This is a genomic window from Pararhizobium capsulatum DSM 1112 (assembly GCF_030814475.1).
Taxonomy (GTDB): Bacteria; Pseudomonadota; Alphaproteobacteria; order Rhizobiales; family Rhizobiaceae; genus Pararhizobium; species Pararhizobium capsulatum.
Map to the genome: position 1 here is coordinate 1466574 of NZ_JAUSVF010000001.1, position 26236 is coordinate 1492809.

Sequence of the window (26236 nt, forward strand, 5' to 3'; positions counted from 1 at the left end):
CCTGAAAGACAACTCACGGTCTCATCACGCAATTTTGTGATGTGGGAGCGCATTCGGCTTTCTCCGCCTCTGGTTCTGTTTTCCGCTTGGGCTACTCTACGCTCCGCGGCGGCAGGACCGACTGTTGCGCGGGAAATGGCCGTAAGAGCCGGTGGAGGATTTTGGCATGGACAAACCTGTGATTACCCAGGCGATGATCAACGCCTATGATGAATACACCCACCTGACGCTCGATCGCCGACGCTTCATGGAGAAGCTGACCGGGCTTGCCGGCACCGCGGCGGCCGCAGCAGCGATTGCGCCGATGCTGGCTGCAAACAGCGCCAAGGCGGAAATCATTGCGGAAAACGATGAACGGGTGAAGGGAGAGGACATCACCTATCCGGGCGCTGGCGGCGAGATGAAAGGCTATCTCGTGACGCCGGCAAACGCGTCCGGAAAATTGCCGGCCGTCATCGTCATCCATGAAAACCGGGGTCTCAACCCGCACATCCGCGATATTGCGCGGCGCATGGCGCTCGAAGGCTTTGTCGCGCTCGCGCCGGATTTCCTGTCACCCGCTGGCGGAACTCCCGCCGACGAGGATAAGGCGCGCGAAATGATCGGCGCGCTTGATGCCGGCGCAACCGTTCAGAATGGTGCGGCAACGGTGGCCTATCTCGAAGGCAATGACATCACCAACGGCAAAGCCGGTGCGATCGGCTTCTGCTGGGGCGGCGGTCTGGTCAATCGCCTGGCGGTCAACGCGCCGGATCTCAAGGCCGGTGTTGCCTATTACGGTGCCCAGCCGCCGGCCGAAGACGTACCGAAGATCAAGGCCGCGCTGCTGCTGCACTATGCCGGGCTCGACGACCGCATCAATGCCGGCATTGATGCCTACAAAAAAGCACTGACGGACAACGGCAAGGATTTCGAAATCTTCGTCTATGACGGCGTCAACCACGCCTTCAACAACGATACCTCGTCGGCCCGTTATGACAAGGCGGCGGCTGATCTTGCCTGGGGCCGCACGGTCACGTTCCTGCAAGCGAAGCTGGCCTGAGGCCTTACAAGACTTTCCAAGCAGATGGGCCGGGTTTCAAAGATCCCAGCCTTTTGCTTAACCATATGTGAGAGATTTTTCACCTCTGCCCCAAAAATGGTCACATCGGCCATCTTCGGTTTGTCATCCGGCTCGGCTATGGATGCGACACCGCTGGCCACGAAGGCGGTTATTGTTACCTGATCCTATTGCAGACACTTTGGCCCCGCGGCCGATATGTATACTAGAGCCATAATGCAAAGGCCGCGCCTTCTTTCGAAGGTGGCGGCCTTTTTATTGAGCTATCGCATGGTGTTACCAACCGGGCAGCATATGGCTCTGGCGCAGGCGCGGATAGCGTGGGAAGTTTTTGACGTCACCATCCAGATCGTCTGCGGCCGCTGGCGGCGTGATGTTGTCGAGGCAGGCGGTGATGTGGTTTGTGATCGCATTCGACAGCGACGGCGACAGGCCCGGCCGCTTCATGATGCCGATCTGTACCGGTGCAAGCGCCGGGAAACCATCCGCCTGGGTCAATACCTTCATGCCGGTGCGCAACGCCGATTCGGGCAGCACCGATACAGCCATGCCAGCCAGAACGGCCGCCGCAACAACCGTCGAAGACCAGCTGGTGAACAGGATCTGATATTCCTTGCCGGTCGCATCGAGTGCGGAACAGGCCGCCTGCCGCCACTGGCAGTCGCGCTTGCCGACGGCAAGCGGCACAGGCGCATTTTCCGGCAGGGGATGGTTGATCGAGCTCACCCAGCAGAGCGGCTCGGTTCGCACGACATCGGAGGCCCGCGCCCGTGGATTGTGGGTGACGAGCGCGATGTCGAGATCGCCCTTGGCCATCTTCTCGGCAAGGTCCACCGACGGTTCGCAGACGATGTAAAGCTCGACGTTCGGATGTGTCTTGGCGAAACGGACGATGATCTCGGGCATGTAGCGGTCGGCATAGTCATCGGGTGTGCCGATCCTGAGCGTTCCTTCCAGCCGGTTGTCATCGAATGAGGCGATTGCCTCGTTGTTGAGGCGGATCATCCGGCGGGCAAAGTTCAAAAGCCGGTCGCCTTCGGAGGTCAACCGGTTTCCTCGGCCGTCCTTGGCGAAGAGCTGTTTGCCGATCCGCTCCTCCAGCCGGCGCATCTGCATGGAGACTGCCGACTGGGTCTTGAACACCCGCTCGGCCGCTTTCGTGAAGCTGCCCGTATCGGCAATGGCAACGAAGGTTTGCAGCTGATCGATATCGAGCGGTGCGGACATGGCCGGATTACCCATAAGATTGTTTGATGGATATCATTAGAAACATTCGTTGGACTGATCAATATGGATTTGCGAATTTGGGGATGCAAACAACAGCATTCGCCGTTCCGGCCGAACCCCATTCTTCCGGATCAACCAGTTCGACCCGTCCTTTCATTGACCTCCCCGAGAGGACGGGTCTCTTCGTGCCTGCTGAAGAGGAGTTTCCTATGCGCACGACCGATTACGCCCTTGGCCCAACCCATGCAGGCAAGGGCATCCCCGCCCGCCGCAACGGTCTGGTTGCCGTGATGACGTCGGTCTGGCGCCTGCTCCAGAACCGTCGCGCGCTGGTGCACCTCGACGAACTCGACGATCGGCAGCTCCTGGATCTGGGTTTGTCCCGCGAAGACGTTCGCGATGCGATGACCTCGACTTTCTTCGAGGACACGGGGGTTCATCTGACCCAGGCTGCCCGAACGCGCGCCCGGTCATTCTACAAGGACGCGCTCTTCAAGGAGCAGTCCCGCCGTTGATGTTTTGGCCTCTACAACGTCTCCTTACATGCGCTGCATGTGAGGAGACGCCGGCCTGAGCCTTTCGATTTGCCTTGTCCGCACACGTCCCCGTGCGCTGGCCGGGCAGACGCGCAGCCGCCTCTGCGCGTCATCCTTCCCCGCAGGGTTAGAGCCAATATACCCTGCTGCTTGCCCGGTGCCCTGATCTGAGGATCGGCACCGGGCTTTTTCTTTCCGGGATTGATCGTAGGCAAGAGGCTTTGTGACGCACTATTCCTGCGTTTTGGTCCGATAGGTCTCGAACAGCCCGTCGATGGCCTTCTGGTATTCCTTCTGCGCCTCAATGCCGCTATCGAACATGCTGCCGACCATTTCAGTGAACGGCGCCATGACGCTTTTCTCTACCGGCTTTTCCTTCTGCGCAGGTGCGCCACTGGCAGCCATCATGTCCTGAAAAGCCTTCATGAAGGGATTGCTGGCGAAGATCTCGGCAGCTTCCGGCTTCTTCTCGGCGGGCTTGGGCTGCAAAAAGGCCTGCATCGCTTGGGTAAACGGATTATCGAAGGGGTTGAGTGTGGGTTCTGGCTTGCGCGTGAAGCCGGCCGCCTCCAGCCAGGATTGCATCATCGGCGCGAAGGCATTGTTTGCAAATGGATTGCTCTTGCCGGTCATCTGGTCCGTCGCCTGCTTGAACAGGCCGCCCATCAGCGCACTCGCCATCACCGGCAGCATCTGCTTGTAGATCTCCTGTCCGATGCCGGTCATCTGGGCCGCTTGCGCGGCGATTGCCCGCGACATTTCCTTCGAGCCAAAAAGCTGGCCGAGAATGCCGTTGCCATCGGCCATCCCCTGAGGCGTGAAGGCCTTCGACATGTCCTCGAAATATTGCGCGTGATTGCCGCTCGTCATCGCAGTGAGAAACGCACCGAAATCGTAGGGGTTGGCCGCGTTGCGCTTGAGCGCTGTGGAGAACGCCGGCATCAGCGCGGCGGTCGCTTTCGCCATCTGCTCCTGCGCGAGGCCAAACTGCCGGGCCATGACCTCCATGGCCTGGCCGTTATGCGCCTGCATCATCATATCAAAAAGCGGAAGCATTTTCGGACCTCTCCTGTAGAGGTGTTCCATCTTCGATGGAACACTCCGGGCACATCGACGTATGTCGTTGCACTATAACGGGAAAAAGTCCGCCGCAAACCGCTTTCTGCGCTGTCGCAATTACCGGGTCGTGATCTCAGTATTGATAGTCTGCAAACACCGGCTCGACGGAGCCGTTCCAGCGCCCGTTGTAGAGCGCCAGCATGTCTTCGGCGAGCGTCGCCTTCTTGGCGATTACCTCGTCCAGCGGGGCGAGGAAAATGCTTTCGTCGACGCCATCGCCGTTCAACCGCTTGCGGTTCTTCAATCCGAGACGGGAGATTCCGATTGTTTCACGGCCAATGTCATAGAGCGAAATACCATTGAGCTTGGCATTCAGCCCTTCCACCGGCACAGCGTTGCGCATGGCGAGCGTGTCGTCATAGGTCCAGTCGCGCGTCAGCTCTTCAGCGGCATCGAGCGCCGCGTCATCATAGAGCAGGCCGACCCAGAAGGCGGGCAGGGCGCAGATGCGCCGCCACGGGCCACCATCGGCGCCGCGCATTTCGAGGAACCGCTTCAGGCGGACATCCGGGAACAGGGTGGAAAGATGGTTGGTCCAGTCGCCCATGTTCGGCTCCCAGTCGGCGATCTCGCCCTTCAGCGCACCGTTCAGGAACTGGCGGAAGGTGACATGGGTACAGTCATAGTAGCGGCCATCGCGCACGACGAAGTACATCGGCACGTCGAGTGCCCATTCCACATAATCCCCAAAGCCGAAATCCGGCTTGAAAACGGCGGGCAGCACACCGGCGCGCTGGTTGTCGGTGTCGCGCCAGATATCGCCGCGCCAGGAAACCAGGCCATTCAGCTTGCCGTCGGTGAAGGGCGAACTCGCGAAAAGTGCCGTCGAGAGCGGCTGCAGCTTCAGCGAAACCTGCATCTTGCGGCGCATGTCCTCTTCCGAGGAGAAATCGAGGTTCACCTGGATTGTGCAGGTGCGGTACATCATGTCGAGGCCCTGGGTGCCGACCTTCGGCATGTAGCGGCTCATGATGTCGTAGCGGGACTTCGGCATGCGCGGAGTTTCAGCGAGAGACCATTTCGGGCTGCCGCCCATGCCCAGAAAACGGATGCCGAGCGGCTCGGCGATCTCGCGCAGGTCCGCCAGATGCCGGTTCGATTCCTTGCAGGTCTCGTGGATGTTTTCGAGCGGTGCGCCGGAAAGCTCGAACTGGCCACCGGGTTCCAGCGAAATCGCGCCACGGCCGGATTGCTCGACGAGACCGATGATCTTGCCGGCGTCAATGATCGGCTCCCAGCCGCTCTTCTTCGCCATTCCGTTGAGCAGCGCCGAGATGCTGGCTTCGCCGTCATAGGGAACGGGGCTGTTATCGGCCTTGAAGAAGGCGAATTTTTCATGCTCGGTGCCGATGCGGAACCGTTCCGCCGGCTTGGACCCTTCCGCCAGGTATTCGGTCAGGTCTGCGATCGAGGCAATCGGTGTCTGATCGGTGGTATCGCGAGCCATGGGCGTCTTCTTCTGAATGGATTGGATAGGCGGAAAGGCAGAGGCTCCGGCTGCTTGAACCGGATTGGGCCACCACGCAAGTGAAATTCTTTCAAGGCGTGTTCAAAAAATCAACAGCATGGCGTGAGGTGTCGCAAACAGGCGAGGATGCTATTTCCAATCGCCGATCGCGGCCTGAATGACGGCCATGGCAGCAACAGCCGCCGTATCCGCGCGCAGGATACGAGGTCCCAGCGGAATGGCTGTCACGAAGTCGAGACTGCGCAGGAGCTTGCGCTCCTCATCGGAAAAGCCGCCTTCCGGGCCGATCAGCAGCGCGTGCTGGGTTTCCGTGATCCCGGCAAGAATCGGCAGCGGATTTTGACTTTCGTTGCCTTCGTCGCAGAAGATGATGCGGCGATCTTTCGGCCAGCTGGCGAGTAGCTCGTCCAATTTTTTCGGCTCAACCACGTCCGGAATACCAAGCACGCCGCATTGCTCGGCCGCTTCGATGACATTGGAGCGCACGCGGTCGAGGCTACCGAGCTTGCCTTGCACATGCTGGGTCATGACGGGCTGCAGGATCCCCGCGCCCATCTCCACCGCCTTCTGGACGAGATAATCCAGCCGGCCAACCTTCAGCGGTGCGAAAAGATAGTGGAGGTCGCAAGGGGCCGGCTGCGGCCGCGTCTGTTCCGTCGCGGTGAGGATCAGACGCTTGCGTGTGGGGAATGAAAGTTCGGCCCGCCACTCGCCATCGCGTCCGTTGAAGACGAGAACGGCGGCGCCTTCCTCGAAGCGCAGAACATTGACGAGGTAATTGTATTGTTCCTTCGACGCCTCGTAGGTGGCGCCTTGAGAAAGCGGCGTGTCGATGAACTGCCGCTGCATCCGGAAATTGGCCCGCATGAAAGCCTCTTACATAAAAATCAGGTGGAACAGACCGTAGACCGCTGCCGAAAGCAACGCCGAAATCGGCACGGTAATGACCCAGGCGCCGATGATCGTCAAGAAATGGGAGCGGCGAACGAGGCGCCGCCGATGCAACTCATCCGGATTACGGGGTGCGCGTCTTTCGAAATTGTCATGCCCGGTCTTCTTGCGCACATACTCCAGGCGTCGTTGCGAATTGCGGGTATACCATTCGCGGAAAAAGCCGATGCCGAAGACGGCGCCGACGGCCGTATGGGTGGTGGAGACCGGCAAGCCCATCATCGAGGCAATGAGAACCGTGATCGCGGTGGCAAGCGCGACGCAAAAGGCCCGCATCGGATTAAGCCGCGTAATCTCTTCGCCGACAACGCGGATGAGCTTCGGCCCGAAAAGCAGCAACCCGCACGAAATACCAAGTGCGCCGATCAGCATGACCCAAAGGGGGATTGCGGAATAGGGGCCAACTCCCGCCGTCGTCAGCTGCGTGACAATGGCCGATAGCGGCCCGACGGCGTTCGAAACGTCATTTGCGCCATGTGCGAAAGACAGAAGCGCCGCAGAGAGTATCAGCGGCACAGCAAAGAGCTTGCGCAGCGATTGGTTTCGGTTCTCGATCCCGACTGCCTGACGCCGGATGAAGGGGTGCATCGCGGCGTATGTCGCCACTCCCACGGCTATGCCAACTGCCAAACCTTTGAGCGTTTCGATCTCCATCACTCTGTCGATGGCAATCAGCAAGAAATAGATGGTGAAAATACCCGTCATCAAGGCAACGAGGATAGGCATCCAGAAGACCGCTGCTGCGATCTTGTCTTCGCGATAAATGACAAAGGTTTTGATGGAGGCGAGGAGAAGAGCTGCAATCCCGCCGCCAAGAATGGGGGAAATCATCCAGCTGAGTGTGATGCCGAGGAGGGGAAGCCAAAAAACGGCCGAAACTCCGGCGGCGGAGATCCCGGCTCCGAGGATGCCGCCAATGATGGAATGCGTGGTCGAAATAGGTGCCCCAAACCAGGTCGCAAGATTGATCCAGATCGCGGACGACAGAAGCGCCGCCATCATCACCCAGACGAACGCCATGCCTGTGGGCATGTAGGTCGAGGACACGATGCCGGATTCGACCGTCTGGACGACCGTCCCGCCGGCAAACAGGGCGCCGAGAATCTCGAATACAGCTGCGATCGCGAGCGCCACCGGCATGCTGATGGCGCGCGACCCGACGGCCGCGCCGACGTTGTTGGTAACGTCGTTGGCGCCGATGTTCATCGCCATGTAGCCGGCGATCACGGCCGCAAAAACGATGATCAGGAAGCCCGGTTGATCGAGAACGTAGAGTGCCGCGAACATGCCGCTGGTCAGCATGAAGATCAGGCCAAGCCCAAGGCCTGCCCATGGCCTCAGCACGAAGTGCGATGCCTCTTCCGTAAAGGTGACCTTTTCCAGATCTCTGTCGAGCGTTGGCTTTTCGAGACTGGGCGGTGATTTTGCCACAGACGCTTCTCCGTTCGGGCTGCAGGCGTAAAGACTGCTTTGTATCAGGCAGGGCACGTAACCAGCCCTCTGCCCCCAAACGCATTCTAGTCGCTTTCGAATGATTCTTTATGAAACGCACGCGCGTTATGCAAGCGTGTGCATCCGATTTTCGCCTTTGCCGCTAAGGTGTTAGGCGCATTCGATGAGGAGGCGAAATTAATTAGCCGGCAGCTGATTTCCGTTCAGGGCGCATGGTGCCCAGCAGTTCCTGTTCGAAGCGCCGGATAAGCTCCTTCAGCTCCGGTTCGGCGACACGGTCTGCTGCTTCGGGAAAGCTCACCCATTCAAGTTTGCGGGTGCCCTTTTCCTTGAAGCTCTTTGCCATGTCGAACACGACCACAGGGTAAACCTGCACACGGCAAGGCACTTTCATGCCGTGGTCCAGTCCCTTCTGATAGCCGTAATAGCCGATGCTCTGTTCGCTTGCCTCACCCTTCACGCCCGCTTCTTCCCAGGCCTCGCGGGCAGCGACCTCATGGGAGCGCTTGCCATCCATCGGCCAGCCCTTGGGAATGACCCAACGGCCGGTGTCACGGCTGGTGATGACAAGCATTTCCGGCTGGGCACTCTTCTTCTTGAACCGATAACACAACGCAGCACACTGCACGCGCACGGGGCGACGAAACATCAGGCGTACTTCATTGGCGATGCGGTCGAAAAAGTTCAATGTCAGGGCGTCCTTTCCGGATTTTCCCGGGAATCAGTTTCTCTGGTTCTTTTCACGAGTATGCCCTGTTTGCAGGGCCTGTAAACGCGCAGATCTGGTGATCTCTCATATAGTGTTTTAGGGGAGCGCAATGAAGGATAGAAATGGCAAAAACATGCCCATAACCTGCCCTTGCATTCGTTTCTCGTCAGAAAGCGATGCCGCGCGGCATCTGCGCGACATCTCTGCCGACGACTGCACGTTGAGGCAATAGAAGGGGCGGTTCAGGTGGTGGTCGCGGGACTGTTCGCCTTGCCGCGTTGCTGCATCCGCATCTGCGAAATCCGTGCCCATTCGCCGCTGCGCTCGGCATCCTGCGTGGCGGCGGCGATAAAATCGATATGGGTGTGGGCCGCGTCGCGCGCAGCGTCCGGGTCGCCAGCCATGATCGCCGCGTAGATCGCTTCATGCTGGGCAAGCAGCCGATCGCCGGCGCCGGGCGCGTCAAAGAGGACGGCGCGGTTGAAGAAGATGCCTTCGCTCAGAAGCCGATAGCAGGCGCGCAGCGTGTGCAGCAGGATGATATTGTGGGCGCTCTCGCCAATGGCGTTGTGCAGATCGACGTCAGCTTTCAGTCCGCCTTCGGCCGATCCGTCGCGATGGGCCGCCCGCATGTCTTCCATGATGCGAGTCAACATTTCCCGGTCGAAGCGGGTGGCGCGGTGGGCGGCGAGCGCAGCGGTCATTCCCTCGAGCTCCCGGCGATATTCGAGATAATCCAGCGTCGCCTTCTGGTGACGGGCGATGAGGTCGATCACAGGCCTGGAAAAGATCTGGCCGATGACATCGCCCACGAACGTACCGCCGCCATGATGGCTGACGAGCAGGCCGCGCGCCTCAAGCTCCTTCAACGCCTCGCGCAGGATCGGCCGGGATACATCGAAACGGCCCGAAAGGTCGCGTTCGCTCGGCAGCCTTTCGCCGTCCCGTAGCACACCCTCAAGGATCAGGCGCTCGATCTGTTGGACGATTTCGTCGGCTGTGCGACTGGGCTGGATGCGGGCATAAGTGTCGATGGGGACGTCTGTCACGGGATGCTCCTTGCACGCAAATCTAGCTGCAGCGCTAAAAGTGGTCAATTTCTTTGGCCACTTTGTAACTGCTAAATCCGTGTGATGCGTCAAACTGCCCTTTCCCTTTTCATGGCTCCATTGTTAAAGACGTTACTGATGAAGGCGTCAGAGGGGAAAACGCTTCGTGGGAAATTTTGCATTTCCGGCTGCACCTGCAAGGGCGCAAGCCCTTGGCGAGATCCATGCGCGCCCTTATGCGCTGGTCAGTGCTCCGCGCGTTATCTTTCAGCTTGCCTTCATGACGGATGGCGGGGCGTCGGTTGATCATGCCGTGCTCTGCGAACTGTCGCGGGGACGGGGTGTCGCGCCACCCGGGCGCGAAGCCAACCATCACGCAATGCCCTGGGGGCAGGGGACGCTGCGCTGGGAGCGCCACACCGAATTCTCGACCTATTTCTGGGATTGTCCGGCGCCCGAGAATTTCGACGATCCGGTGACGTTGCATCCGTTCGGCGATGGTTTCCTGCCGCCGGGTACGCTGATCTCGGGCATTCGGCTGGAAATCCGACCCGATACGCCTGACGCGCGCAAAGCCATGGCCGCCTTCGATCCAACAAGCCTGTGTTACGGCGACGTGAAGGGCGGGCAGGGCGCGGTGATCACCGATTTTCGCCAGAATGGCGATGGGCTTACACGCATCCTCGTGCTGGATAGCGGTATGACCGAGGCCGGCACAGGCGCGCTTGTCCAGCGTCTGCTCGATATCGAGACCTATAGAACGCTTGCCATGATCGGGCTTCCCATGGCGCAATCCCTATCTCCCGATTTGCGTCGCATCGAGGATGGGCTTACCGGCATCACCCAGCAGATGCGCAACGATGCTCGTGAGCATGCCGATGCCATGCTGGGCGAGATCACCCGGCTTGCTGCCGAACTGGAGGCGAGCGCGGCACTGAGCCTTTATCGTTTCGGCGCGAGCCGCGCCTATTACGGCATCGTCCAGGAGCGCATTCGCGCATTGGGCGAGACCGGCGTTTCCGGATACGAGACAATCGGCAGTTTCCTCGAGCGGCGTCTGGCGCCGGCGATGCGTACCTGCCAATCGGTAGAGGAAAGGCAGGCAAACCTTTCGCGCAAGCTCGCGCGTGCCACAGCCCTTCTCAGAAGCTGGGTGGATCTTGAGCTCGAACGCCAGAATAGTGCCATCCTGAATTCCATGGACAAGCGCGCCAAGGTGCAGTTGCGTCTCCAGCAGACCGTCGAAGGCCTGTCGGTCGCAGCCATTTCCTATTATGTGGTCGGGCTGTTCGGCTATCTGGCCAAGGCGCTGGAGAGCGAAGGTCTGCCGATAAAGTCAGGCGTGCTGACCGGCCTGTTCGTACCGATCGCCATTGTTGCCATGTGGCTCGTGGTCCGCCGCATCCGCCGCCACCACGCGGAGGAAGATCGCCACTGAGCTGCGATTGTCACCGCTCCCAATAGGGCGTCGGCCCATAAAGCCCGGCCAGGAAATCGACAAACAGGCGCACCTTGGCCGGCAGGAACTGGCGACTGGGATAAAGCGCGGAAACCGCGAGGTGTTTCGAGCCTTCCCACTGCGGCAGCACCTGCACCAGCTTTCCGCTCCGCAGCTCCGGCCCGATATCCCAGGTCGAGCGCAAGGCGATGCCGGCACCGGAAATCACCGCCTCGCGGATCACTTCGGAGGAATTGGTGATCAGCGGCCCCTCCGCGCGATAGATGATCTGGCCTTCCGGTCCATCCAGCCGCCAGCTTTCATGGTTGTGAGCCGGCAGGCAGATATGGTGCGCAAGGTCGGCAATGCCTTCCGGTGCGCCGTGGCGCGTAATGTAGCCGGGGGCCGCGCAAAGAACGCGACGCACGGGAGCGAGTCGGCGGGCAACGAGACTTGTATCGACCAGTTCGCCGATACGGATCGCGAGGTCGAAACCATCCGCCACGATATCCGTGAACTCGTCGGTCAAGACGATATCAAGCACGAGAGCCGGATGCGTCTCCATGAAGCGTGGCAGATAGGGCGCAATATGCATGCGCCCGAACGAGGTCGGGGCGGTGATGCGCAACCGGCCCTGCGCCAGCTGTGAGCGCCCGGCGGCGAAGGCTTCGGCTTCCTCTATGCCTGCCAGCACACCGAGGATGCGATCGTGAAAACCCTGGCCAGCTTCGGTCAGCGAGATCTGTCGTGTCGTGCGTTGAAAGAGCCGCGTGCCCAGCCGGTCCTCAAGCCGCTTGATGCGCTTCGAGATCACGGCCGGTGATAAGCCGAGCACTCGCCCTGCCGCCGACATGCTTCCGGTCGCCACGACGCGGGTGAAAATTTCGAGATCGCCCAGATTTGTCATGAATGGAGTTCATTGTTTCGAAAATGGAAAAGATGCAATACCATTTGTCGGGTTGCTTCGATAGTGGTAAAGAAAATAGACCAATTGCAAAAGTGGTAGAAAGGCCCAAGCGTGTCCGATCAGATCGCATTCATGGCACCCAAACGATCCGTCCTGGATCGCCGCGAGGCGATTGTCGCCGATCTGGCCGATCTTCTGCCGCCAGGCTGTCTGGTCAGCGATGCAAGAGGTCTCGTGCCGTTCGAGACGGATGCCTTCATCGCCTATCGTCGCATCCCTCTTGCTGTCGCGCTTCCTGAAACGACGGCGCAGGTGGCGGCGGTTCTCAAATATTGCAGCCGCTACGGCATCCCCGTCGTGCCTCGGGGCGCCGGCACCTCGCTCTCCGGTGGCGCGATACCGCAGGAAGACGCGGTCGTCATCGGTCTCTCGAAGATGAGCCGCATTCTCGATATCGATTTTGCCAACCGCACCGCGACCGTCGAGGCGGGCGTCACCAATATCAACATTTCCGAAGCCGTCCTGCCGGACGGTTTCTTCTACGCGCCGGACCCGAGCTCGCAGCTTGCCTGCACCATCGGCGGCAATATCGGCATGAATTCCGGCGGCGCGCACTGTCTGAAATACGGCGTGACGACCAACAACCTGCTCGGCGTAAAGATGGTGCTTTTCGACGGCACCGTCATCGAGCTGGGCGGCAAGGCGCTGGATGCACCGGGTTATGATTTGCTCGGCCTCGTCTGCGGCTCGGAAGGTCAGCTCGGCATTGTCACCGAGGCAACCGTGCGGCTGCTGGCGCGTCCGGAAGGTGCACGTCCAGTGCTGTTCGGCTTCGCCTCGTCGGAGGCGGCGGGAGCCTGCGTTGCCGAAGTCATCGGCGCCGGCATCATCCCTGTCGCCATCGAGTTCATGGACAGGCCGGCAATCGGCATTTGCGAGGCCTTTGCCAAGGCCGGTTATCCCATGGATGTCGAGGCGTTGCTGATCGTCGAGGTCGAGGGTTCGGATGCCGAGATGGATGCAACGCTCGCCCGCATCATCGAGATTGCCCGCCGTCACGGCGTGACGACCATCCGCGAAAGCCAGTCGGCAACGGAGGCGGCACTGATCTGGAAGGGCCGCAAATCCGCCTTTGGCGCGACCGGCCGCATCGCCGACTATATCTGCATGGATGGCACCGTGCCGCTCTCGCAGCTTTCAGAGGTCCTGCGCAAGACCGGAGAGATCGCTGCAAGCTACGGCCTGCGCGTCGCCAATGTCTTCCATGCCGGCGATGGCAACATGCACCCGCTCATCCTCTACAACATCAACGATCCGGAAGATGCTGCCCGCGCCGAAGCGGCCGGCAACGATATCCTGAAGCTCTGCGTCGATGCCGGCGGCTGCCTGACCGGCGAGCATGGCGTCGGCATCGAGAAGCGTGACCTGATGCTGCATCAGTTCAGCCAGATCGATCTCGACCAGCAGATGGCCGCCCGCGCCGCCTTCGATCCGCAATGGATCATGAACCCCTCCAAGGTGTTTCCGCTCGAAGGGCGCCCGGCCGCATGACCATCGATTTCGAACCTGAAAACGAGGACGAGGTCGCCTCAATCATCCGCGCTGCTGCGGAAAGGTCCGCCCGGCTCGCCATTCTCGGCGGCGGCACGCGGGGTTTCGGCATTGCTGGGGCGGATGCGGTGCTTTCCACCCGGCGCCTGTCCGGCATCGTCACCTACAATCCGGCCGAGATGACCATGAGTGCCCTGGCTGGCACATCCGTCGCCGAGATCGAGGCGACGCTTGCCGAACGCCCCCAGATGCTTGCCTTCGAGCCGATGGACCCGCGAGCGCTGCTTGGCTCCACTGGCGAACCCACCATTGGCGGCGTCTTCGCCGCCAATGTCTCCGGCCCGCGCCGTCTTTCCGCTGGGGCTGCCCGCGATCACCTGCTCGGCATCCGCTTCGTCAATGGCGAGGGCGTGGCGATCAAATCGGGCGGCCGGGTGATGAAAAATGTCACCGGCCTCGATCTCGTCAAGTTCCTGGCCGGATCGCACGGCACGCTCGGGCTGTTGACGGAAGTCACGTTCAAGGTGCTGCCACTGCCACCTTCCGCGGCGACGATCGTGCTTTCGGGCTTGAACGATGCCGAGGCAGCCGGCGCGATGGCGCGGGTCATGGCAATGCCCTACGAGGTCTCGTCGGCTGCCCATCTGCCTGAAAGCGTGCGCGGCCGGTTTCTCGGCGGCAATCTGCCGGAGGGGCCGGCGACGGTGCTCCGGCTCGAAGGCCTTTCGGCGACGGTTTCTGCCCGTGCGGAAAAGCTGGCGCAGGCCTGTTCGGTCGCCGGTCCTGTCACAGTGCTGGGGGATGAGGATACGCGGATGCTCTGGCGCGAGATCCGCGATGTGAAGCCTTATGCGGATGGCACGGATCGACCGATCTGGAACGTCTCCGTGGCGCCGACTACGGGCCACCAGCTCGTTGCCGCGCTTCGCCTGGAAACCGGTGTCGACGCGTTCTATGACTGGCAGGGCGGTCGCGTCTGGCTGCGCATGGAAGCCGATCCCGAGGCGGGGCTTCTCCGCCGCTTCATCAAGGCGCTGGGCGGGGGGCATGCAAGGCTTGTGCGGGCTTCCGCTTCCGTGCGCGCGGCAACGCCGGTGTTCGAACCGGAAGCACCGGCCGTTGCTGCTCTTTCTCAGCGGTTGCGCGAAAAATTCGATCCCCAGGGTATCTTCAATCCGGGGCTGATGGGGTGATGGAGATGATTTCAGAGTTTGCTGCTGGCACCCTCCTCTGTCCCTTCGAGACATCTCCCCCTCAAGGGGGGAGATCGGAAAGAGGCGAGCCGCTTGCTCCCTCTTCTCCCCAGCGGGGAGAAGGTGGCGCGCAGCGCCGGATGAGGGGGCGGATTGCTCCGAGTTTGCAGCGAAGACCCCCTCATCTGCCCTTCGGGCATCTTCTCCCCACCGGGGAGAAGGGGGAGACTGCCGCAGCAATCCCGCCACATCCGATCATGGGGGCCATTGCCTGATGCAGACCTCCTTCACATCAGCCCAGCTTGCCGACCCCCATGTCGCAACCTCCGAGCAGATCCTGCGCAAATGCGTGCATTGCGGCTTCTGCACGGCCACCTGCCCGACCTACGTGACCCTCGGCAATGAGCTCGACAGCCCGCGCGGCCGCATCTACCTCATCAAGGACATGCTGGAAAACGACCGGCCGGCGGATGAGGAGGTCGTCACCCATATCGATCGCTGTCTTTCCTGTCTCGCCTGCATGACGACCTGTCCTTCCGGCGTGAACTACATGCACCTCGTGGATCATGCCCGCGTCCATATCGAGAAGACCTATAAACGGCCGCTTGGCGATCGCCTTGTGCGCGCCGTGCTCGCAGCAGTGCTGCCCTATCCGGGCCGGTTTCGGCTGGCGCTGAAGGCTGTCGCCCTGGGACACCCCTTTGCGGGTCTGCTGAAGCGTATTCCGCAACTTAAGGCCTTCGGTACCATGCTCGATCTCGCGCCATCAAAGGTCGCCGCGGCGTCGCCTGCCGATAGGCCGGGTGTGCGCACCGTCGAGGGCACAAGGCGCGGCCGCGTGGCGATCCTGTCCGGCTGCGCCCAGCCGGTATTGCGGCCGGAGATCAACGAGGCGACGCTGAGGCTGCTCGCGCGCCTTGGCATCGAGGTCGTTGTGCCGGAGGATGCCGGTTGCTGCGGCGCGCTCGTTCATCACATGGGCCGCGAGGAACAGGCGCTCGATGCCGCCCGTCGCATGGTTGATGCCTGGCTGAAGGTGAAAGCGCAAGGCGGGCTCGATGCCGTGATCATCACCGCCTCCGGCTGCGGCACGACGATCAAGGACTACGGCCACATGCTGCGGCTCGATCCGGCCTATGCGGAAAAGGCGGCTGAAGTTTCGGCGCTTGCCAGGGACATCACCGAATATCTGGCAGGCCTCGATCTGCCGGTGCTGGAAAAAAAGGGGCTGACCGTTGCCTATCATTCCGCCTGCTCGATGCAGCATGGCCAGAAGATCACGATGGCGCCGAAGGTGCTGTTGCGCAATGCCGGCTTTGCCGTGCGCGATCCGGGCGAAGGGCACCTCTGCTGCGGTTCGGCCGGGACCTACAACATCCTGCAGCCGGAAATCTCGGCCAAGCTCAAGGCCCGCAAGGTCCGCAACATCGAGGCAACGAAAGCCGATATCATCGCCACCGGCAATATCGGCTGCATTACCCAGATATCAACCGGAACGGCAATGCCGATCCTGCATACGGTTGAACTGCTCGACTGGGCCTATGGCGGTCCGAAGCCGGCGATACTGGCGGACCGAGCGGGGTAAAACACTGCGCGCCGCCCGGCGCACAGTGTCAAGATGATCGCGGCTCTTAGCCGCCGAAGATCGTGCGCAGGATATCCACGCCGCGGTCGTCGTAGGAGACTTCGCCCTGCTTGTTGCCGGGGCCGACGACGATTACCTTGGTGCCGATAGAGGCGCGGTCATAGAGATGCTCGACATCCTGGTTCATCATGCGGATGCAGCCGGACGACATGTTCTGGCCGATCGTCCAGGGCTGGTTGGTGCCGTGGATGCGGAAGCCGCTGTCGGACTTGCCCTTATAGAGATAGAGCGCGCGGGCGCCGAGCGGGTTATCGATACCGCCTTCCTGGAAGGCCGGAAGGATGTGCCCCTTCTTGCGTTCGCGAACGATCATTTCCGGCGGCGGCGTCCATCCTGGCCATTCTGCCTTGCGCTGCACCTTGACGACGCCCGACCAGCCAAAGCCTTCGCGTCCGACACCGATGCCGTAGCGGGTCGCCTTGTTGCGGCCTTCGACGTAATAGAGATACTTGTTGTTGGTATCGACGATGATCGTGCCGGGGGCCTCGTCTGTCTGCAATTTCACCTTGGTGCGCCAGAATTGCTTCGGCGGCTTCTTCTGCTGCATCGCGACCACCGTCACGTCGTTCTGCGCCGCGGCGGCCTTCGTGGCCTGGCCCGGCGAAAAGGCGGCGGCGTTCGAAGCGGTCAGAAGCAGCGCAGCGGTGAAGGCGGCTGCGAGCGATGCACGTCCAGCATGTTTCATGAAATCTCCCCTCTCAATCCATCAATCGGTCAGGCAGCGTACTCAGACAAACGGCCGGTCCTTGGTCGAACGACGCTAACCAATATCCCTCGCCACGCAAGGCTGCCGCTCCGGGGATAGAACGAATGTGATCATGCTGGATGTATCGCCGGGAACATCTGTTGCAAAAACGACACGGGCGGCCGGTGCAAAAGCCTGAAGCTCAGCAACCGCCGCCCGTCTGTTGGACAGTCTTGGCGTCAGATCACGACAACCTTGGTGCCGACCGGAACGCGCTCGTAGAGATCGACGACGTCCTCATTGCGCATGCGGATGCAGCCGGAGGAGACGGCATAGCCTATCGTCCAGGGCGCATTGGTGCCGTGGATGCGATAGAGCGTCGAGCCGAGATACATGGCGCGGGCGCCGAGCGGGTTTTCCGGGCCGCCCTGCATCGAGGCCGGCAGGTAATGGCCCCTGGCGGCCTCACGGGAGATCATTTCGGATGGCGGTGTCCAGGTCGGCCATTCCGACTTGCGGGTAATCTTGTGGGAGCCCGCCCATTCGAAGCCCGGCTTGCCGACGCCGACGCCGTAGCGACGAGCTTCGCCGTTTCCGGTCACGAGATAGAGGAAGCGGTTGTTGGTATCGATCACGATCGTGCCGGCCCTTTCCGGCGTATCGTATGCCACCATCTGCGGCAGGTATTGCGGGTCCATCTGGCGGCTGACGGGCTTTTGCGGCCGGGTCATCGCGACGGGCTGGACGCGTGGATCGGTGGAAACGCCGGGAAGCTGCTGGGCTGGGTCGCGCACGCGCAGGTTTCGGGTGGCGCCTCTCGCGTCAGGCGCTATGGCTTGCTGCTGGCGATAGACGCCCGGATCGACCTGCACGCCAAGCTGCATCACCCAGGGGGCGGTGAGATCGGGGCTGACGATCACCGGCGGGCGGTTGCCGTAGCGATCCTGCGCCTCTGCAAGACTTGCAAAGACGACGAACAGGGCAGTGGAAAGAACAAGGCTTTTCTTCATCATGGCGGACACTCTACCTTTCGCCGGACGGGCTCGACTGTGCCGGCGGCCACGCCAAAGGAAGCGGTCGTCGACGTTTGGATGCGCCAGGGCATGGCGTTATGGGCCGGATCGTGGCATCGCAAGGAAAGCGAATGGTAAACGCGGGACGCTTAAAAGGCCTCCGGTTCTGGAAAGCTTTCGGTAGGGTTATCGCCGGCTTTAGGACTATGGTTGGCGATTGGTAAAACAGTGAATCAGAGGTTAATTCGTGACGAACCAGGCAATACCGCGCGGCATCATGACCGGCAGCGATGGTGGGGATCGTTGCGCCTGGCACGGCGGGCTGGAAGATTACCAGCTCTACCACGACGAGGAATGGGGTCTTCCGATGGCGAACGACATCCGCCTGTTTGAGAAGATCTGCCTTGAGGGTTTCCAGTCCGGCCTTTCCTGGCTCACCATTTTGAGGAAAAGGGAAGCCTTCTGCGCCGCCTTCGCCGGCTTCGATTTTGATGTCGTCGCAGGCTTTGGCGACGCCGATATCGAGCGCTGCCTTGCCGACAAGGGCATCGTGCGTCATCGCGGCAAGATCGTCTCGACCATCAACAATGCCCGCCGTGCTCAGGAGCTGAAGGCGGAATTCGGCTCGCTCGCCCGTTATTTCTGGAGCCACGAACCGTCGGCATCGGAACGTCCCGCCATCGTCACCTCGGAAGCTATCGCGGCCAATCCGACAACGCCGGTTTCCGTGCGTATTTCAAAGGACCTGAAGAAGCGCGGCTGGACCTTTGTCGGTCCGACCACGGTCTATGCCTTCATGCAGGCCATGGGGCTGGTCAACGACCATATCGAAGGCTGCATGTGTCGCGGGCGCATCGAGGACATGCGGCGGAATTTCGTGAGACCTTGAGGGGTATGCCGCACCCCCCCCTCTGCCCTGTCGGGCATCTCCCCTCAAGGGGGGAGATTGGCTGGGGTTAGCCTCTCGCTCCCGATCTCCCCCCTTGAGGGGGAGATCGGGAGCGTAGCTGACAGAGGGGGTGATGCGGGAAGGCCATAAGCCAATGGCTTCAGTTTTTGAAAAAATCACCCGCCGTTCTTGGCGAGCCATTCCTTCATCATTTTGATCTCGCCTTCCTGCGCGGCGATGATCTCTTGCGCCAGTTTGCGCAGCGTCTCGTCCTTGCCGTATTGCAACTCGATCTTGGCCATGTCGATCGCGCCCTGGTGGTGGGCGATCATGCCGCGGACGAAATCGGCATCGGCATTGCCGCTATAGGCGATGTCCATGCCTTCATGCATGCGCGCATTGGCTTTCGCGAAGGCGGTACTGGAAGGGCCGGAATCGCCCTTGGGCGTTGCCATGTCCTCCATAGCACCGTGACCCATGCTGCCATGATCCATTGTGCTGTGATCCTGCGCGAAGGCAGCGCTGGAGAAGGCCAGGGCGAGAGCCGAGGCGACGATCTTTTGTTTCAGGGACATTGTTGTTCCTCTTGTCCTGATGAGAAAATGCGGGCGACGAGCCCGCGGGCACTACAGGAAAAGAGGGGACTTGGGCGGCGGGAACCGCGGCTTCACCGGGGTTTCGCGCAGGCTTGCCTGAAGCGCAGGGGCGATGCGCCGGTTTTCTACCGTTGGGCGTTGCAGAAGCGGATCTTCGACCGAGATCGCATAGCAGGCGGCGCAGAGAAGCGGATGGGTGGCGTGGTCGGTTTTCTTGTCGCATGACCGGCTGCTGTCGTCACACTGCGCCATGTTTTGCGAGAGGCCGTGGCCGTCATGCCCGCCTTGCGCATGCATCGCCTGTGCGTGCCCGGCGCTTCGCAAGCCCAGATCCTGCGTCTGGCCAAGCGCCGATGTCCACCCGCTCAGGATGGCGCAGAGGACGGAAAGGACAAGAACGGCAGAGCGCATGGGGCGAACATAGGCATGTTGCAGGGCGAATAAAAGATGTCCTCGCCGTTGCCTTGCTCAGAGATCGGCGCGCTTGTAGGCAAAGACACCCTGCATGCGGTCGCCAGTGGTCTCGTTGCCCAGCGTCGATGTTCCAACGCACCAGACCGGATGTGTCGAGCCGCCGTCCAGTTCCACAAGTGTGCAGAAGCAGAAGCAGGAAGCCGAGGCCGTCGCCTCTTCGAGGATCGCCAGGGCGATTTTTCTGCTTTCCGGATCGTAGACGCGCAGGATGTCGAGCAGACCGCAATTGCTGTCATCCAGCGCATGGCGGCTGCGGGTGATTTCACCGACGGAGAACATCCCGGTCTTGAGATCGCAATGCCACCCCTCGATCACGTGGTCGGCCGTCATCAGGTCGCTCAACCATTGCTCATGTGCCCAGCTTTCCTCCGGCTGGATGGTGCCGAAGCCGGGTTGGGGGATCCTAAACATGCGGACAGGCGCTCCTGTGGGCGAGAATTTTAAATGTGAGACAGTTTGACATCCCTTCGCGCCCGCACTGAAGAGAATGCGCTTTACCCGAAGAGCAAAGAGACCTGAAATTGCGTGCCGGCCGCCCCACCGGCCTCGCGAAAGGCCTTCCCCTTGATTTTAGAGAATAATCGACGTCGAGCAGCTTCGGAATGGCATGGATTGATCATTTGCTTTTCCTATGGTCGAGTGATGTGCAATGATTCGTCTTTTGGTTGCGGTGATGTTGCATGCTGATCGGAGACATAAGCGAGCTGGTTCGCCAGCTGCAGGACTACCGGCAGAAGGCTGGCCTCAGCCAGGGCGACATCGCCTGGAAGCTCGGCTTTGCGCTTCCGACCGTTTCGCGCTGGGAGCGGGGCATCTGCACGCCGGATCTGCGTGCCGTCGGCGCGATCGTCGATTTCCTGCGCCGCGCCGATAGTCATGATGAAAAGGCCCTGATCCGGGGCGGTGCTGATGGCGCGTGACAGCCGCAATCTCTGGGAGGGCGAGCAGGTGCGCTATCTCGCCGGCTCGCGGCAGGAATATATCGATACGCCGCAGATGCGCGCCGTCGTCGGCACCAGTATCCGCCATCATCTGACAGGCCTCTATCAGGATTTCATCGAGGATAACGCGATGATTGCCAGCCTTCGGGCGAGGGAATTGTCCAGCGTCGAGGTTTATGGCGGCGCGGCACTGGCGACGACCAGTATTCCCGAGGGCTTCGTGCAGCTGAAGCGAATGACCTTTCAGTCGCAGCTGAAGGGCGTGATCCGCGCCGAATCCCAGTCGGTGCTGATCCCGCTCGCGCAGGCGCCGATGATGGAAGGCTCGCGTCTCTATAGCTGGGACGTGCTTTCGCGGCCGCTGTAAGCGCCTCAAAGACTTGCCGCTTCGGGTGCGATCGTTTAGGGAAAGCCCAACAGCGCAAAAGCCCGGACGTGACCCCCATGAACGACAAGAAGAAAAAGCCTCAGAAGCTCAGAGCCCGCCTGCCGCGCGGCTTCGTCGACCGGTCCGCCGCCGATATCCGCGCCGTCGATGAAATGACCGCCAAGATCCGCGAAGTCTACGAGCGCTACGGCTTCGATCCCGTCGAGACGCCGCTGTTCGAATATACCGATGCGCTCGGTAAATTCCTCCCCGACAGCGACCGCCCGAACGAGGGTGTGTTCTCGCTGCAGGATGATGACGAGCAGTGGATGAGCGCGCGCTACGACCTGACCGCGCCGCTCGCCCGCCATGTTGCGGAAAATTTCAACGACATCCAGCTGCCCTACCGCACCTACCGCGCCGGCTACGTCTTCCGCAACGAAAAGCCAGGCCCGGGCCGCTTCCGCCAGTTCATGCAGTTCGATGCCGATACGGTCGGTGCCGCCGGCGTCCAGGCGGATGCCGAAATGTGCATGATGATGGCCGATACGATGGAAGCGCTGGGTATTGCGCGCGGAGATTATGTGATCCGCGTCAACAACCGCAAGGTTTTGGATGGCGTCCTCGAAGCCATCGGTCTTGGTGGGGATGATAATGCCGGTGCGCGGCTGACCGTGCTGCGCGCCATCGACAAGCTCGACAAGTTCGGCCCGGAAGGTGTGAAACTGCTGCTCGGCCCCGGCCGCAAGGATGAAAGCGGCGACTTCACCAAGGGTGCCGGTTTGAACGAAGCGCAGATCGCGAGACTGCTGGATTTCGTCAGCCTGCTGCAAACGGCAGAAGCCGCACTAGATTCTCACCCGCTGACCCAAAGTCCGATGCCGGGTATTTCCATTGATGGCCCTAAGGCTATTCGTGGAGCTATCTTCGATACTCTGCACAATAATTTTAAGGACTCTCCGACTGGGGTCGAAGGCGTGTTCGAACTGAAACAAATTTGGCAGCTAGTTGAAGCTGCAGGCTATGGCCCCGACCGCATCAAGATCGACCCCTCCGTTGTGCGTGGCCTCGAATACTACACCGGCCCGGTCTTCGAAGCCGAGTTGCAGTTCGCTGTCACCAACGAGAAGGGCGAAAAGGTCGTCTTCGGTTCGGTCGGCGGTGGTGGCCGTTATGATGGTCTCGTCTCGCGCTTCATGGGCCAGCCGGTTCCGGCCACGGGCTTCTCCATCGGCGTGTCGCGCCTGATGACGGCGCTGAAGAACCTCGGCAAGCTCGGCACGGAAGAAGTCGTCGCGCCGGTCGTCGTCTGTGTCATGGACCGCGATATCGAAAGCCTCGGCAAGTACCAGCACTTCACCCAGACGCTCCGCCATCACGGCATCCGCGCCGAGATGTACCAGGGCAACAAGAAGAACTTTGGCGACCAGCTGAAATATGCCGACCGCCGCAACGCCCCGCTCGCCATCATCCAGGGCGGCGATGAGCGTGCTCACGGGCTGGTGCAGATCAAGGACCTGATCGAGGGCAAGCGCCTCTCCGGCGAGATCGAGGACAATGCGGCGTGGCGCGAAGCCCGCGTAGCGCAGGTCTCGGTGCCGGAAGCCGAACTGGTCGAGAAGGTGCGCGAGATGCTGGCGGCGCAGGCTGAAGATCGGGCGCAAACAAGGGGTCTCTGAGCGTGATGGGAGCCTACCCCCCTCTGTCGGCCTTGCCGACATCATCCCCTCAAGGCGGGAGATCGGCCCGGAGCATGCGGCTTGCTCCCTCTTCTCCCCGGCGGGGAGAAGGTGGCGCGCAGCGCTGGATGAGGAGGATGAATGGCTCTGAGTTTGCCGCGAAGACCCCCTCATCGCCTCGCATGCGCTCGGCACTTCCCCTCGCTGGGGAGAAGAGGGAGCAAGCGGCAGACATCTCTATCTTTCAAGAATTTTCTGCGCGCAAGACGCGCATAATTGCATTATTCCAGAGCGGCATTCTCCCGATCTCCCCGCTTGAGGAGGAGATGCCCCGAAGGGACAGAGATGCCCGCCCGACATTCGGACACCGCCCATGACCCTCATCAACCTGCCGGATTTCGCCGGCGATCTCATCGCTGATTTTGAGCGGCTCGGCACCGAGCGGGTCGATACGCCGGTGATCCAGCCGGCCGAACCGTTCCTCGACATGGCCGGCGAGGACCTGCGCCGCCGTATCTTCCTCACCCAGAGCGAGACCGGTGAAAACCTGTGCCTCAGGCCCGAATTCACCATCCCCGTCTGCATGCGCCATATCGAGACCGCGACCGGAACGCCGAAGCGCTATTCCTATCTCGGTGAAGTCTTCCGCCAGCGCCGCGAAGGCGGCAGCGAATTCTATCAGGCCGGGATCGAAGACCTCGGCACCCGTGATTTTGCGCTCGCCGATGCCCGCACGGTGGCCGATGCAGTCGCAATACTCGGCAGGCTGGTGCCGGAACGTCCGCTTGCCGTCACCATGGGCGATCAGGCGATGTTCGAGGCCGTCGTCGCGGCTCTCGGCCTGCCCGTCGGCTGGCAAAAGCGCCTGATCCGCGCTTTCGGTGAACATGCCCAGCTCGAAGCGCTGATGCAGCGTCTGGCAAAGCCGGAGCAGGTTGCAGGTCTTGGCGCCGATGTAGAGGCGTTGTTGGCAAGGGACGATGAAGAAGGCCTGATCGCCCATATCGACGGCGTGATGGAAGCGACCGGCTACCTCACCAATGCCAGCCGTGCACCAAAGGAGATTGCCCGCCGGCTGAAGGAAAAGCTGGCGCTGGCCGGTACCTCGCTCGATCCCGGCAAGCTCGACGTCTTGCGCGAATTCCTGTCGCTGAACGTCAGCCTGCGCTATGCGCCGGGCGTGCTTGCCGATTTCGCTCACAGTACCGGCCTGCCGCTGCAGGCTGCTGTCGATCGTTTTGACGCGCGCGTTGCCGCTTTCGCCAATGCCGGCGTCAAGCTTGCCGATATCACCTGGCGCGCCGCCTTCGGCCGTCCGCTCGATTATTACACCGGCCTCGTCTTCGAGGTCACCTTGCGCAACGATCATCGGGTTCTGGCCGGCGGCGGACGCTACGATGGCATGCTGACGCTGCTCGGGGCGGCTGAAACCATCCCGGCCGTCGGCTTCTCGCTGTGGCTGGACCGGATCGAAGCGGTGAGGGGAGAGCGCTGATGATTACCATAGCCTTGCCCTCCAAAGGCCGCATGAAGGAAGATGCCTCCGCGATCTTCGAAAAGGCCGGCCTCAAGGTCGCCGCCGTCGGCAACGAGCGTTCCTATCGCGGCCGTATCGAAGGCATCGACGATGTCGAGATCGCCTTCCTCTCGGCATCCGAAATCTCGCGCGAGATCGGCAATGGCTCGATCGATTTCGGCGTCACCGGCGAAGACCTGATCCGCGAAGGGCTGGCGGAAGCAGATAGCCGCGTCGAGTTCTGCGCCCGCCTCGGCTTCGGCCATGCCGATGTCGTCGTCGCCGTGCCGGACATCTGGCTCGATGTCAACACCATGGCCGATCTGGGCGATGTCGCCGCCGATTTCCGCGCCCGCCACGGCCGCCGGCTGGCGATCGCCACCAAATACTGGCGCCTGACCCAGCAGTTCTTTTCCAGACAGCACGGCATCCAGCTTTACCGTATCGTCGAAAGCCTCGGCGCAACGGAAGGGGCGCCGGCATCCGGCTCCGCCGATATCATCGTCGACATCACCTCCACAGGCTCGACGCTGAAGGCCAATCATCTGAAAATTTTGTCGGATGGCGTGATGCTGAAATCTGAAGCCTGCCTCGTGCGTGCCCGCAAACCGGAGCATGATGCCGACCCGAAGGTAGCCGAAATCATCGCCCGCATTCAGGCGGTCGTCTGAGATTGCCATGGGAGAGGGGAGCGCCGACGACATTCCCTCTCTTTATACTCGCCATGCCGATGCTTTCGATCGCCTGCCCTTGCAGCCCCCGGCGCGGCGCTGATGTTTACCTCCGGCCCGTCCCATGGCGTGGCGGCCGGAAGCTTCAAAGGTGAGCCGCTGCATCACGCCAGTCTCGCACCGGAGGAATATCGCGCGCTTCTGGCCGACAACGGTTTTTCGGTCGTGCGTCACCAGATCGAAGATCCGGATTGTGGCGGCGCGACGATCTGGCTGGCGCGAAAAGACAGCTGACCGATCACCGGGAAAAAGACTGCGGGCAAGGTCCTGACAATAGCGCAACGGCTGCCTATGTAGAAGCTCCCACCTCAAGGAGATCTTCATGGCCGATCTGTCCGCTTTCCCGATCACCACCCGCTGGCCCGCCGCCAACCCGGATATCATCCAGCTCTATTCCCTGCCGACGCCGAACGGCGTGAAGGTATCCATTGCGCTGGAAGAGCTTGGCCTGCCCTATGAGCCACACCTGATCTCCTTTGGCACCAACGACCAGAAGTCCCCCGAATTCGTCTCCCTGAACCCCAATGGCCGCATCCCCGCGATCATCGACCCCAACGGCCCGGATGGAAAGCCGATTGGCCTGTTCGAATCGGGCGCTATCCTGCTCTATCTCGCGGAAAAGACCGGCAAGCTGCTGCCGAAGGATGCGGCCGGGCGTTACGAGACGATCGCCTGGGTCATGTTCCAGATGGGCGGCGTCGGGCCGATGGTTGGCCAGTTCGGTCATTTCTTCAAATTCGCAGCCGACAAGGTCGCCAACAATTCCTATCCGATGGAGCGCTACCGCGACGAGACCAAGCGGCTGTTGGGTGTGCTGGAAGCCCGGCTCGAAGGACGCGAATGGCTGATGGGCGATGAATATACGATCGCCGATATCACCACCTTTCCGTGGATCGAGGGTGCCCGCAAATTCTATGGCGGCGCGGATGTGCTCGAATATTCCAGTTTCCCCAATGTCATGGCCTGGGTAGATCGCGGCCTTGCACGGCCTGCCGTGCAGAAGGGCATGGATATCCCGAAGCGCGATTAGGCCATTCACA

Annotated in this window: 26 protein-coding genes and 1 pseudogene; 14 read left to right on the plus strand and 13 right to left on the minus strand. The window is 61.2% G+C overall.

The genetic code is table 11. The features are described from left to right. The first annotated feature begins 166 nt into the window (after positions 1 to 166). Positions 167 to 1042: a dienelactone hydrolase family protein gene (locus QO002_RS06995; RefSeq protein WP_307228036.1), complete on the plus strand. Its 876-nt coding sequence runs from the start codon at positions 167 to 169 to the stop codon at positions 1040 to 1042. A gap of 294 nt (positions 1043 to 1336) precedes the next feature. Here the strand turns inward: QO002_RS06995 and QO002_RS07000 are convergent, their stop codons facing one another. Beyond that, the gene (locus tag QO002_RS07000; RefSeq protein ID WP_307228038.1) at positions 1337 to 2287 is read right to left on the minus strand and encodes a LysR substrate-binding domain-containing protein; all 951 of its coding nucleotides are present in this window, start codon (positions 2285 to 2287) and stop codon (positions 1337 to 1339) included. A 209-nt stretch (positions 2288 to 2496) separates the two neighbouring features. Here QO002_RS07000 and QO002_RS07005 point away from each other — a divergent pair, with 209 nt between their 5' ends. Continuing rightward, positions 2497 to 2802 (plus strand): DUF1127 domain-containing protein, encoded by a 306-nt coding sequence (locus QO002_RS07005; protein WP_307228040.1) that lies wholly within the window; start codon positions 2497 to 2499, stop codon positions 2800 to 2802. Positions 2803 to 3054: 252 nt separating this feature from the next. Here the strand turns inward: QO002_RS07005 and QO002_RS07010 are convergent, their stop codons facing one another. The 6 genes from QO002_RS07010 to QO002_RS07035 form a co-directional block, all read right to left on the minus strand. Then, complete coding sequence (locus tag QO002_RS07010) at positions 3055 to 3879, minus strand: DUF937 domain-containing protein (RefSeq protein ID WP_307228042.1); 825 nt, start codon at positions 3877 to 3879, stop codon at positions 3055 to 3057. Between the two features lie 136 nt (positions 3880 to 4015). Beyond that, a complete protein-coding gene (locus QO002_RS07015) occupies positions 4016 to 5389 on the minus strand; it encodes a glutamate--cysteine ligase (protein ID WP_307228044.1) in 1374 nt (457 codons plus the stop codon). 150 nt (positions 5390 to 5539) lie between these two features. Further along, on the minus strand, positions 5540 to 6277 hold the full coding sequence (locus QO002_RS07020; RefSeq protein WP_307228046.1) for a 16S rRNA (uracil(1498)-N(3))-methyltransferase: 738 nt from the start codon (positions 6275 to 6277) through the stop codon (positions 5540 to 5542). Positions 6278 to 6286: 9 nt separating this feature from the next. Then, positions 6287 to 7792, minus strand: coding sequence for an inorganic phosphate transporter (locus QO002_RS07025; protein ID WP_307228048.1), 1506 nt, complete (start codon positions 7790 to 7792; stop codon positions 6287 to 6289). A 202-nt stretch (positions 7793 to 7994) separates the two neighbouring features. After that, complete coding sequence (locus QO002_RS07030; RefSeq protein ID WP_307228050.1) at positions 7995 to 8501, minus strand: NUDIX hydrolase; 507 nt, start codon at positions 8499 to 8501, stop codon at positions 7995 to 7997. A 263-nt stretch (positions 8502 to 8764) separates the two neighbouring features. Continuing rightward, the gene (locus tag QO002_RS07035) at positions 8765 to 9571 is read right to left on the minus strand and encodes an FCD domain-containing protein (protein WP_307228052.1); all 807 of its coding nucleotides are present in this window, start codon (positions 9569 to 9571) and stop codon (positions 8765 to 8767) included. Between the two features lie 166 nt (positions 9572 to 9737). Here QO002_RS07035 and QO002_RS07040 point away from each other — a divergent pair, with 166 nt between their 5' ends. Then, entirely contained in the window at positions 9738 to 11009 is a 1272-nt protein-coding gene (locus QO002_RS07040; RefSeq protein ID WP_307228054.1) for a DUF3422 family protein, read from the plus strand. Between the two features lie 10 nt (positions 11010 to 11019). Here QO002_RS07040 and QO002_RS07045 read toward each other — a convergent pair whose 3' ends face one another. After that, entirely contained in the window at positions 11020 to 11916 is an 897-nt protein-coding gene (locus QO002_RS07045; protein ID WP_307228056.1) for a LysR family transcriptional regulator, read from the minus strand. A 111-nt stretch (positions 11917 to 12027) separates the two neighbouring features. On the opposite strand from QO002_RS07045, the gene QO002_RS07050 reads away from it, so the two are divergent. The 3 genes from QO002_RS07050 to glcF all read left to right on the plus strand — a co-directional run bounded on the left by QO002_RS07050 (position 12028) and on the right by glcF (position 16245). Beyond that, entirely contained in the window at positions 12028 to 13467 is a 1440-nt protein-coding gene (locus QO002_RS07050) for an FAD-linked oxidase C-terminal domain-containing protein (protein ID WP_307228058.1), read from the plus strand. Then, the gene (locus tag QO002_RS07055) at positions 13464 to 14660 is read left to right on the plus strand and encodes an FAD-binding protein (RefSeq protein ID WP_307228060.1); all 1197 of its coding nucleotides are present in this window, start codon (positions 13464 to 13466) and stop codon (positions 14658 to 14660) included. Before QO002_RS07050 ends, QO002_RS07055 begins: the two co-directional genes overlap by 4 nt. A 274-nt stretch (positions 14661 to 14934) precedes the next feature. Then, positions 14935 to 16245, plus strand: coding sequence for a glycolate oxidase subunit GlcF (gene glcF, locus QO002_RS07060; protein ID WP_307228062.1), 1311 nt, complete (start codon positions 14935 to 14937; stop codon positions 16243 to 16245). Positions 16246 to 16291: 46 nt separating this feature from the next. On the opposite strand, the gene QO002_RS07065 is transcribed toward glcF, so the two are convergent. Both QO002_RS07065 and QO002_RS07070 read right to left on the minus strand, forming a co-directional pair. Then, positions 16292 to 16990 carry a L,D-transpeptidase gene (locus QO002_RS07065; RefSeq protein ID WP_307228064.1) on the minus strand — a complete coding sequence of 233 codons (699 nt, stop codon included), beginning with the start codon at positions 16988 to 16990 and terminating at the stop codon, positions 16292 to 16294. 239 nt (positions 16991 to 17229) lie between these two features. Continuing rightward, complete coding sequence (locus QO002_RS07070) at positions 17230 to 18003, minus strand: L,D-transpeptidase (protein WP_307228066.1); 774 nt, start codon at positions 18001 to 18003, stop codon at positions 17230 to 17232. A 277-nt stretch (positions 18004 to 18280) separates the two neighbouring features. Between QO002_RS07070 and QO002_RS07075 the strand changes: the two genes are divergently transcribed. Next, positions 18281 to 18892, plus strand: coding sequence for a DNA-3-methyladenine glycosylase I (locus QO002_RS07075; protein WP_307233212.1), 612 nt, complete (start codon positions 18281 to 18283; stop codon positions 18890 to 18892). A gap of 176 nt (positions 18893 to 19068) precedes the next feature. Here QO002_RS07075 and copM read toward each other — a convergent pair whose 3' ends face one another. Genes copM through QO002_RS07090 form a run of 3 tightly spaced genes read right to left on the minus strand, consistent with a single transcriptional unit; the run spans position 19069 to position 20373 of the window. Beyond that, positions 19069 to 19467 carry a CopM family metallochaperone gene (copM, locus tag QO002_RS07080; protein WP_307228068.1) on the minus strand — a complete coding sequence of 133 codons (399 nt, stop codon included), beginning with the start codon at positions 19465 to 19467 and terminating at the stop codon, positions 19069 to 19071. A gap of 51 nt (positions 19468 to 19518) precedes the next feature. Then, positions 19519 to 19899: a hypothetical protein gene (locus QO002_RS07085; RefSeq protein WP_307228070.1), complete on the minus strand. Its 381-nt coding sequence runs from the start codon at positions 19897 to 19899 to the stop codon at positions 19519 to 19521. Between the two features lie 57 nt (positions 19900 to 19956). Continuing rightward, positions 19957 to 20373 carry a hypothetical protein gene (locus QO002_RS07090; protein WP_307228071.1) on the minus strand — a complete coding sequence of 139 codons (417 nt, stop codon included), beginning with the start codon at positions 20371 to 20373 and terminating at the stop codon, positions 19957 to 19959. A 269-nt stretch (positions 20374 to 20642) separates the two neighbouring features. Here QO002_RS07090 and QO002_RS07095 point away from each other — a divergent pair, with 269 nt between their 5' ends. The 7 genes and pseudogenes from QO002_RS07095 to QO002_RS07125 all read left to right on the plus strand — a co-directional run bounded on the left by QO002_RS07095 (position 20643) and on the right by QO002_RS07125 (position 26226). After that, positions 20643 to 20882 carry a helix-turn-helix domain-containing protein gene (locus QO002_RS07095; RefSeq protein WP_307228073.1) on the plus strand — a complete coding sequence of 80 codons (240 nt, stop codon included), beginning with the start codon at positions 20643 to 20645 and terminating at the stop codon, positions 20880 to 20882. Further along, the gene (locus QO002_RS07100; RefSeq protein ID WP_307228075.1) at positions 20872 to 21270 is read left to right on the plus strand and encodes a hypothetical protein; all 399 of its coding nucleotides are present in this window, start codon (positions 20872 to 20874) and stop codon (positions 21268 to 21270) included. The genes QO002_RS07095 and QO002_RS07100 overlap by 11 nt, the downstream gene beginning before the upstream one ends. 77 nt (positions 21271 to 21347) lie before the next feature. Next, a complete protein-coding gene (hisS, locus tag QO002_RS07105; protein WP_307228077.1) occupies positions 21348 to 22949 on the plus strand; it encodes a histidine--tRNA ligase in 1602 nt (533 codons plus the stop codon). A 373-nt stretch (positions 22950 to 23322) separates the two neighbouring features. Then, positions 23323 to 24444 carry an ATP phosphoribosyltransferase regulatory subunit gene (locus tag QO002_RS07110; RefSeq protein WP_307228079.1) on the plus strand — a complete coding sequence of 374 codons (1122 nt, stop codon included), beginning with the start codon at positions 23323 to 23325 and terminating at the stop codon, positions 24442 to 24444. Beyond that, positions 24444 to 25136: an ATP phosphoribosyltransferase gene (gene hisG, locus QO002_RS07115; RefSeq protein WP_307228081.1), complete on the plus strand. Its 693-nt coding sequence runs from the start codon at positions 24444 to 24446 to the stop codon at positions 25134 to 25136. The genes QO002_RS07110 and hisG overlap by 1 nt, the downstream gene beginning before the upstream one ends. 81 nt (positions 25137 to 25217) lie before the next feature. Further along, a pseudogene (locus QO002_RS07120) lies at positions 25218 to 25430 on the plus strand (SAM-dependent methyltransferase); the annotation flags it as partial. Positions 25431 to 25518: 88 nt separating this feature from the next. Continuing rightward, complete coding sequence (locus QO002_RS07125; RefSeq protein ID WP_307228083.1) at positions 25519 to 26226, plus strand: glutathione binding-like protein; 708 nt, start codon at positions 25519 to 25521, stop codon at positions 26224 to 26226. Positions 26227 to 26236: the final 10 nt, after the last annotated feature.